Source organism: Actinomycetota bacterium (assembly GCA_005774595.1).
Classification (GTDB): domain Bacteria; phylum Actinomycetota; class Coriobacteriia; order Anaerosomatales; family D1FN1-002; genus D1FN1-002.
Map to the genome: position 1 here is coordinate 1 of VAUM01000077.1, position 7,138 is coordinate 7,138.

The following is a 7,138-nucleotide window of genomic DNA, read 5'->3' on the forward strand; positions in this document are numbered from 1 at the left end:
CCCGGCGGAGTCAACTCCCCGGTCCGCGCGTACAAGTCGGTCGGCATCGAGCCGCGCTTCGTCGCGAGCGCGTCCGGCTCGCACATCCGCGATGTCGATGGGCGCGACTATGTCGACTTCGTCGGATCCTGGGGGCCGATGATCCTCGGGCACGCGCCGGAACCCGTGCTCGAGGCCGTGCGCGAGCAGCTCGGACGTGGCACCTCGTACGGCGCGCCGACGCACGTCGAGGTCGAGATGGCCGAGGCGGTCTGTGACGCGGTCCCGAGCGTGGAGATGGTGCGGTTCGTGTCGAGCGGCACCGAGGCGACGATGAGCGCCATCCGGCTCGCACGCGGCTTCACCGGGCGTGAGAAGCTCGTCAAGTTCGACGGCAACTATCACGGTCACAGCGACTCGCTGCTCGTGGCCGCGGGATCCGGGTTGCTCACGCTCGGCATCCCCTCGACACCGGGCGTGACCAAGGGCGCCGCGGCCGACACGATCGTGCTGCCCTACAACGATCTGGACGCCGTGGCCGCGTGCTTCGAGGAGCAGGGGCACGAGATCGCGTGCGTCATCCTCGAGCCGATCGCCGGCAACATGGGCGTCGTCCCGCCGTACGACGGCTTCCTCCAGGGCGTTCGCGCGCTGTGCGACTCCTACGGCGCGCTGCTCGTCTTCGATGAGGTGATCAGCGGCTTCCGGGTGGCGCTCGGCGGCGCGCAGGAGCTCTACGACGTCATGCCCGACCTCACCACGATGGGCAAGATCATCGGCGGCGGCTTCCCGGTGGGCGCCTTCGGCGGGCGTCGCGACATCATGAGCAAGCTCGCGCCGGTCGGCCCCGTCTACCAGGCGGGCACGCTGTCGGGCAACCCGGTCGCGATGGTGGCCGGCCTGGCCACGCTCGCCGAGCTGTCGAAGCCCGGCGTCTACGAGGAGCTCGAGCGCAAGGGACGGCGGCTCGCCGGAGGCCTGTGCAAGGCGGCGTCGTCCGCCGGCCTCATCAACTGCTGCACGCGCGTCGGCTCGATGTCGTGCATGTTCTTCACCGAGGCCGACGTCCGCGACTGGGCGACCGCATCCACTTCGGACACCGAGCGGTACGCCGCGTACTTCCGCGGTATGCTCGACCGCGGCTTCTGGCTGGCTCCGAGCCAGTTCGAGGCGACGTTCGTCTCCCTCGCTCACACCGACGAGGAGATCGACTCGTTCGTCGCGGCCGCCGGCGAGGTACTCGCGAGTCTGTGACAGGAGGCGCATCCGACCGATGAAGGCGATCGTCCCGGCCGCGGGGCTGGGCACCAGGTTCCTGCCCGTGACGAAGGCGCAGCCGAAGGAGATGCTGCCCGTAGTCGACAAGCCGGTCATCCAGTACGTCATCGAAGAGGCCGTCGCGGGCGGCGCAGACGAGATTCTCATCGTCACCGGCCGCGGCAAGCGCGCCATCGAGGATCACTTCGACCGGTCCGCGGAGCTCGAGGATCTACTCGAGCGGGCCGGCAACACCGAGAAGCTGCGCGAGGTGCGCGCCATCTCCGAGATGGCCGACGTGTTCTACGTCCGCCAGAAGCGGCCGAAAGGCCTGGGCCACGCGGTGCTGTGCGGCGCGCCGTTCACGGGCGGCGAGCCGTTCCTCGTGCTCCTCGGCGACGTGATCGTGCCCGACGGCTCGTGCATCCCGCGCCTACGCGACGTGCACGAGCGGTACGGCGGCTCCGTCGTGGCGGTCATGCCCGTCGAGCCGCACCTCGTCTCCCGCTACGGCGTCATCGCAGGCGAGGAGATCGAGCCGGGCGTGTTCAAGCTCACCGACCTGGTCGAGAAGCCGCCGGCCAACGAGGCGCCGACGAACCTCGCCATCTTCGGACGCTACCTGCTCACCCCCAAGGTCATGGAACTGCTGCCGCATGTCGCCCCGGGCCGCGGCGACGAGATCCAGCTCACCGACGCGATCCGCGAGGCGCTCGCCACCGAGGACGTGTTCGCCGTGACGCTGGCATGCCGCGGGTTCGACACCGGCAGCGTGCAGTCGTGGCTGGAGGCCAACGTCGCGCTGGCGCTCGACGACCCGGGACTCGGGCCGGGCCTGCGCGAGGGCCTGCGCGCGATCCTCGGCGAGTAGGTCGCAGGCGGCGCCGCGTGATCGAGGGCGCGACACCACGGCAGGGCGCCGAGATCGCGCGGCTCGAGTCGGCCGAGCCGGTCCGGCTGCCGTGGCAGAAGGTGGCGTTCGACGTGGCCGTCGCGCTCGCCGTGCTGCTGCTCACCTCGCCGCTGTGGCTCGTGGTGGTCGTCGCCGAGCTGCTCGATGCGCTCCTCGTGCCAGCGGACCGGGGCGCGCCGTTCTACACGGAGGTGCGCATCTCGGCCGGCCGCCCGTTCCGCCTGGTCAAGTTCCGCATCCTGCGCGCGTCGGCGATCACGCGGATACGCGAGGACGGCGCGGTGCCCAAGGCGATGGAGAACGAGCCGGGCAACCTCACGGCCGTCGGCCGGGCGCTGAAGAAGACCGGCCTCGACGAGCTGCCGCAGCTGCTGGTGATCCTCGGCGGCGCGATGTCGCTCGTCGGCCCGCGGCCGAAGCCGCCCGCGGAGTACGAGGCCGAGCGCCGCGCTCAGGGCAGCGAGCGCCGCACGGTCATCCGGGCGGGGCTCACCGGGCCCGCGCAGTTGCTCAAGGGGACCGCGCGTACGCCCGCCGACGAGCTGCTGGCGGACCTGCGCTACATCGACCTGGTGCGGCACGCGTCCGGCTGGCGGGTGCTCGCCGAGGATGTCCGGCTCGCGTGGCGCACGGTGCTGCTCATGCTGCGGATGACGGGGGAGTGAGCGGCGGCGCACCGTCGCTGACGACGCGGTGACATATATGGTCGACATATATGCCGCCGCGGCGTAGGGTCGGAGCGCCATGAAGAAGACGATGATCTACCTCCCGGACGATCTGCACCGCTATCTCGTTCGCGAGGCGGGCGAACGCGGCGTGTCGATGGCCGAGGTGGTGCGGGAGGCGGTCGCGGAGTACAAGACGCAGCGGCACGCCGAGAAGGGGGTCGTCGGGATCGAAGCGCTCATCGGGTGTCTCGACGGCGAGGGGCTCGAGTTCCCCGCGGACAGCTCGATGAGTGTCGACGAGGTGCTCGACGACTACTACGCGCCGGGCGGCCTCTTCGAACGGGAGAACGGGCTTGCGGACACTGCTGATTGACTCCTCGGTCCTCATCGCCGGCGCGGTTCCGGGAGACGGGAGGCGAGCGGATGCCGCGACGGCATTGACTGCGTATCGCGGGCGGCACATGCGCGTGCCGGTCTCGATCCTCGCCGAGACCATGGGATTCATCCTGCGCCGGGCGGGGGTCCATCACCAGCGCGTGTTCTGGGATGCGTTCATGCGCTCGGGGATAGAGCTCGTGCCGGCGGACCAGGACCTGATCGGGCACGCGCGTGACATCGACCGAGCGTACTCGGATGTCGGGCTGTGCTTCGCCGACTGCACGCTGCTCGCCGCGTGCGAGACGCTGCGATGCGACACGGTGCTGAGCTTCGACCGGAGGCTGGCGGTCTACAAGCCGTCGTTCGCCAGGGAGCTCACGGTCCTGCCGTAGCGCCGCGAGAGGGCCGCGCCCGCGGCCTCGCGACCCCCTCGCCTTGACGCGCTGCGCTTGCGCGTCGCAGTATGTTCACGCAATGAACAGTCCCGCGGCCCCGCGGGGCCTCAAGCGACTCCGGAGACCCGTCCCATGGCCGAGAAGCGCGGCGCCGCGCCCGTCGACACCGACGACTACCGCAGCATGCGTGCGCTCGAGGAGATCGAGCGCAACCCGAACGTCTCACAGCGTGAGCTCGCATCGTCGCTCGGCGTGGCGCTCGGCATCGCGAACTCGCTCGTGCATGCGCTCGTGCGCAAGGGGCTGGTCAAGATCCGCGGCGACAACAACCGCACCATCAGCTATCACCTCACCAAACGCGGCGCCGCGCACAAGGCCACGCTCGCGATGCAGTGGACCGTCAACACAATCGACTTCTACCGTCAGGCACGGCAGACCGTCTCGGCCGGCCTGGCGCGCATCGCCGAGGCGGGACACCCGCGCATCGCGCTTCTCGGCGCCAACGAGCTCGCGGAGATCGCGATCATCGTCGCGCCCGAGACCCCTGCCGAGATCGTGTGCGTGGTGCGGCACGCGGGCACATACGTCGACCGCGACGTCATGCTCGGCGTCCCGCTCACTGACGCCGCCGGTGTGGCGGCCGCCGGCGCGCGGTGCGGCGTCATCTGCCTCGACCCCGCCAAGGCCGAGTTCGCCGAGATGCTGGCCGCGTTCGAGGCGGCCGCCCCCGGTCTGCCCGTGTACGTGCCCAGCGGCGAGCCGCTCGCGGGCGGTGTCGTCGACGACGAGGAGTGAGTTGCGTGAGCATGGACCTGAACGGCGCGAACATCCTGATCACCGGAGGCACCGGGTCCTTCGGCAAGCGTTGCGCGCAGACGCTGCTCGAGCGGTGTTCGCCCGAGCGTCTCGTCATCTTCAGCCGCGACGAACTCAAGCAGTGGGAGATGGCGCAGACGTTCCCGATGGACCGCTACCCGGCGATCCGCTACTTCATCGGCGACGTGCGCGACCGCGACCGGCTCTCGCGCGCCTTCGACGGCATCGACGTCGTCATCCACGCCGCAGCCCTCAAGCAGGTGCCCGCGGCCGAGTACAACCCGTTCGAGGCCGTGAAGACGAACGTCCTCGGCGCGCAGAACATCATCGACGCGGCCATCGACCGGGACGTCAAGCGGGTGCTCGCGCTGTCGACCGACAAGGCCGCCAATCCGATCAACCTCTACGGCGCGACGAAGTTGTGCTCGGACAAGCTGTTCGTGGCAGGCAACTCGTACTCCGGATACCGCGAGACGCGCTTCGCGGTCGTTCGCTACGGCAACGTCATGGGCTCGCGCGGCTCGGTCATCCCGTTCTTCCGCGAGTGCGCCGCCAACGGCGTCGTGCCCATCACCGACGAGCGGATGACGCGCTTCTGGATCACGCTCCAGCAGGGCGTCGACTTCGTGCTCCGGTGCATCGAGGACATGAGCGGCGGCGAGCTGTACGTGCCGAAGATCCCGAGCATGCGCGTCACGGACCTCGCCGAGGCCGTCGCTCCGGGATGCCGGCGCGAGGTCGTGGGCATCCGTCCGGGCGAGAAGCTCCACGAGACGCTCATCTCGGAGGACGACGCGCGCCACACGATCGAGTACGACCGCCACTACGTCATCGAGCCCGAGTTCCATTGGTGGACCGCGACGATGCGCACCGAGGGCGGGCGCCCGGCGGACGACGGGTTCGCGTACACGTCGGATGCGAACACGGAGTGGCTCTCGGTCGAGCAGATGCGGGAGATGCTGGACACGCTGTGAGCCGCGCGGCCGACAACGAGCCGATCCCGTACGGGCGGCAATGGGTCGATGACGACGACGTCGCCGCGGTCACGGCCGCCCTGCGCAGCGACCGATTGACGCAAGGCCCGTGCGTCGAGGAGTTCGAGGATGCGCTGGCGCAGCGTTGCGGCGCCGCGCAAGCGGTCGCGGTCTGCAACGGCACCGCCGCTCTGCACCTCGCGTGCCTCGCGGCCGGCATCGGCCCCGGCGACGAGGTCGTCACGTCGCCGCTGACATTCGCGGCGTCGGCCAACTGCGCGCTGTACGCCGGCGCCGAGGCGCGGTTCGCGGATGTCCGCCCGGATACCGGCTGCATGGATGCGGCGGACCTCGCAAGCCGCGTCACCGAGCGCACGCGCGCGGTCGTACCCGTGCACTACGCGGGGCACCCGTGCGACACCGACCGCATCGCCGAGGTGGCGCGCCGCGCCGGCGCCGTCGTGATCGAGGACGCCTGCCATGCGCTCGGCGCGGAGCACCTGGGAAGGTCGGTCGGCTCGTGCGAGCACGCGGACATGACCGTGTTCTCGTTCCACCCCGTCAAACACGTCACGACCGGCGAGGGCGGAGCGGTGCTCACCAACGACGACGCGCTGGCGGAGCGCCTGCGCACGCTGCGCCACCACGGCATCGTCGCCGACCCGGCGCGCCAGCGCTTCCGCGGCGAGGAAGACGGCGGCTGGTACTACGAGGTCGGCGAGCTCGGGCACAACTTCCGCATCACCGACCTCCAGTGCGCGCTCGGTACCTCCCAGCTGCGCAAGCTCGACGCGTGGGTGGCGCGGCGCCGCGAGATCAAGGCCGCATACGACGAGGCCTTCGCCGGACTGCCGGGCGTCGACGTGCCGGCCGAGACGCCCGGCGCGATCTCCAGCTGGCATCTCTACCCGCTGCGTGTGCCCGCCGAGCGCCGCCGCGCGGTGTACGACGGCCTGCACGCACGCGGCATCCTCGTCCAGGTCCACTACGTGCCGGTCCACCTGATGCCGGTCTATCGCGACCGGTACGGGCACGGACCCGGTGACTTCCCGGCCGCCGAGGCGTACTACGCCCGCGAGATCTCGCTGCCGATGTTCCCCGCGCTGACCGATGCGCAGGTCGCGCGCGTCGTCGATGCTGTCACCGAGATGGTCGGGGGCGCGCGATGAGCGCGACGGTCCGCGGCTCAGAGGGGTGGGCGCGGGACGTTCTCGCGCACGAACGCGAGCAGGCTTCCGCCCTCGAAGTGCAAGCCCGTCACGCCGGCGGCCTCGGCCGCCTCGATGTCACGGCCGGAGTCGCCGATCAGGTAGCTCGCGGAAGCGTCGATCCCCAAGTCGGCGATGGCCGCGAGCAGCATCCCCGGGCGCGGCTTGCGGCACTCGCAGTCACGGCGGTACGCACCGATCGCCTCGGTGGGATGGTGCGGGCAGTGGTAGACGGCGTCGACCGTGGCGCCGTGATCGGCCAGCCGCTCGCGCATCCACGCGGTGATGCCAGCGAAGTCTTTCTCGGAGAAGTGGCCGCGCCCGATGCCGGACTGGTTGGTCGCCACCACCACCAGGTAGCCGAGGGCGTTCAGCTCGGCGACCGCCGCGGGGGCGTCGCAGACCCACTCCCAGCGCTCCGGAGTGCTGACGAAGCCGTGGTCGACGTTCAGGACGCCGTCCCGGTCGAGGAAGACCGCGGGGCGGCCGTGGCCGTACGTGCCGTCGGCGTCCTCGAACATGTCCGGCCTCCTGCGTATGTCGAGGCCCG

9 protein-coding genes are annotated in these 7,138 nt (G+C 70.6%); 8 read left to right on the forward strand and 1 reads right to left on the reverse strand.

The features are described from left to right. The 8 genes from hemL to pseC all read left to right on the forward strand — a co-directional run. On the forward strand, nucleotides 1-1,233 hold a 1,233-nt coding region (hemL, locus tag FDZ70_04610), incomplete at its 5' end, for a glutamate-1-semialdehyde-2,1-aminomutase (GenBank protein TLM78048.1). A 19-nt stretch (nucleotides 1,234-1,252) separates the two neighbouring features. Next, nucleotides 1,253-2,107 carry a UTP--glucose-1-phosphate uridylyltransferase GalU gene (galU, locus tag FDZ70_04615; GenBank protein ID TLM78049.1) on the forward strand — a complete coding sequence of 285 codons (855 nt, stop codon included), beginning with the start codon at nucleotides 1,253-1,255 and terminating at the stop codon, nucleotides 2,105-2,107. Further along, nucleotides 1,984-2,814 (forward strand): sugar transferase, encoded by an 831-nt coding sequence (locus tag FDZ70_04620; GenBank protein TLM78050.1) that lies wholly within the window; start codon nucleotides 1,984-1,986, stop codon nucleotides 2,812-2,814. Before galU ends, FDZ70_04620 begins: the two co-directional genes overlap by 124 nt. Nucleotides 2,815-2,893: 79 nt before the next feature. After that, nucleotides 2,894-3,190 carry a ribbon-helix-helix protein, CopG family gene (locus FDZ70_04625; GenBank protein ID TLM78051.1) on the forward strand — a complete coding sequence of 99 codons (297 nt, stop codon included), beginning with the start codon at nucleotides 2,894-2,896 and terminating at the stop codon, nucleotides 3,188-3,190. Then, complete coding sequence (locus FDZ70_04630) at nucleotides 3,108-3,587, forward strand: type II toxin-antitoxin system VapC family toxin (protein ID TLM78052.1); 480 nt, start codon at nucleotides 3,108-3,110, stop codon at nucleotides 3,585-3,587. The genes FDZ70_04625 and FDZ70_04630 overlap by 83 nt, the downstream gene beginning before the upstream one ends. Before the next feature lie 135 nt (nucleotides 3,588-3,722). After that, the gene (locus tag FDZ70_04635) at nucleotides 3,723-4,385 is read left to right on the forward strand and encodes a winged helix-turn-helix transcriptional regulator (protein ID TLM78053.1); all 663 of its coding nucleotides are present in this window, start codon (nucleotides 3,723-3,725) and stop codon (nucleotides 4,383-4,385) included. An 11-nt stretch (nucleotides 4,386-4,396) separates the two neighbouring features. Continuing rightward, nucleotides 4,397-5,380 (forward strand): UDP-N-acetylglucosamine 4,6-dehydratase (inverting), encoded by a 984-nt coding sequence (gene pseB, locus FDZ70_04640; protein TLM78055.1) that lies wholly within the window; start codon nucleotides 4,397-4,399, stop codon nucleotides 5,378-5,380. Between the two features lie 23 nt (nucleotides 5,381-5,403). Next, nucleotides 5,404-6,549 (forward strand): UDP-4-amino-4,6-dideoxy-N-acetyl-beta-L-altrosamine transaminase, encoded by a 1,146-nt coding sequence (pseC, locus tag FDZ70_04645; protein TLM78056.1) that lies wholly within the window; start codon nucleotides 5,404-5,406, stop codon nucleotides 6,547-6,549. A gap of 17 nt (nucleotides 6,550-6,566) precedes the next feature. Here the strand turns inward: pseC and gmhB are convergent, their stop codons facing one another. Further along, nucleotides 6,567-7,109: a D-glycero-beta-D-manno-heptose 1,7-bisphosphate 7-phosphatase gene (gene gmhB, locus FDZ70_04650; protein TLM78054.1), complete on the reverse strand. Its 543-nt coding sequence runs from the start codon at nucleotides 7,107-7,109 to the stop codon at nucleotides 6,567-6,569. Nucleotides 7,110-7,138 lie beyond the last annotated feature (29 nt).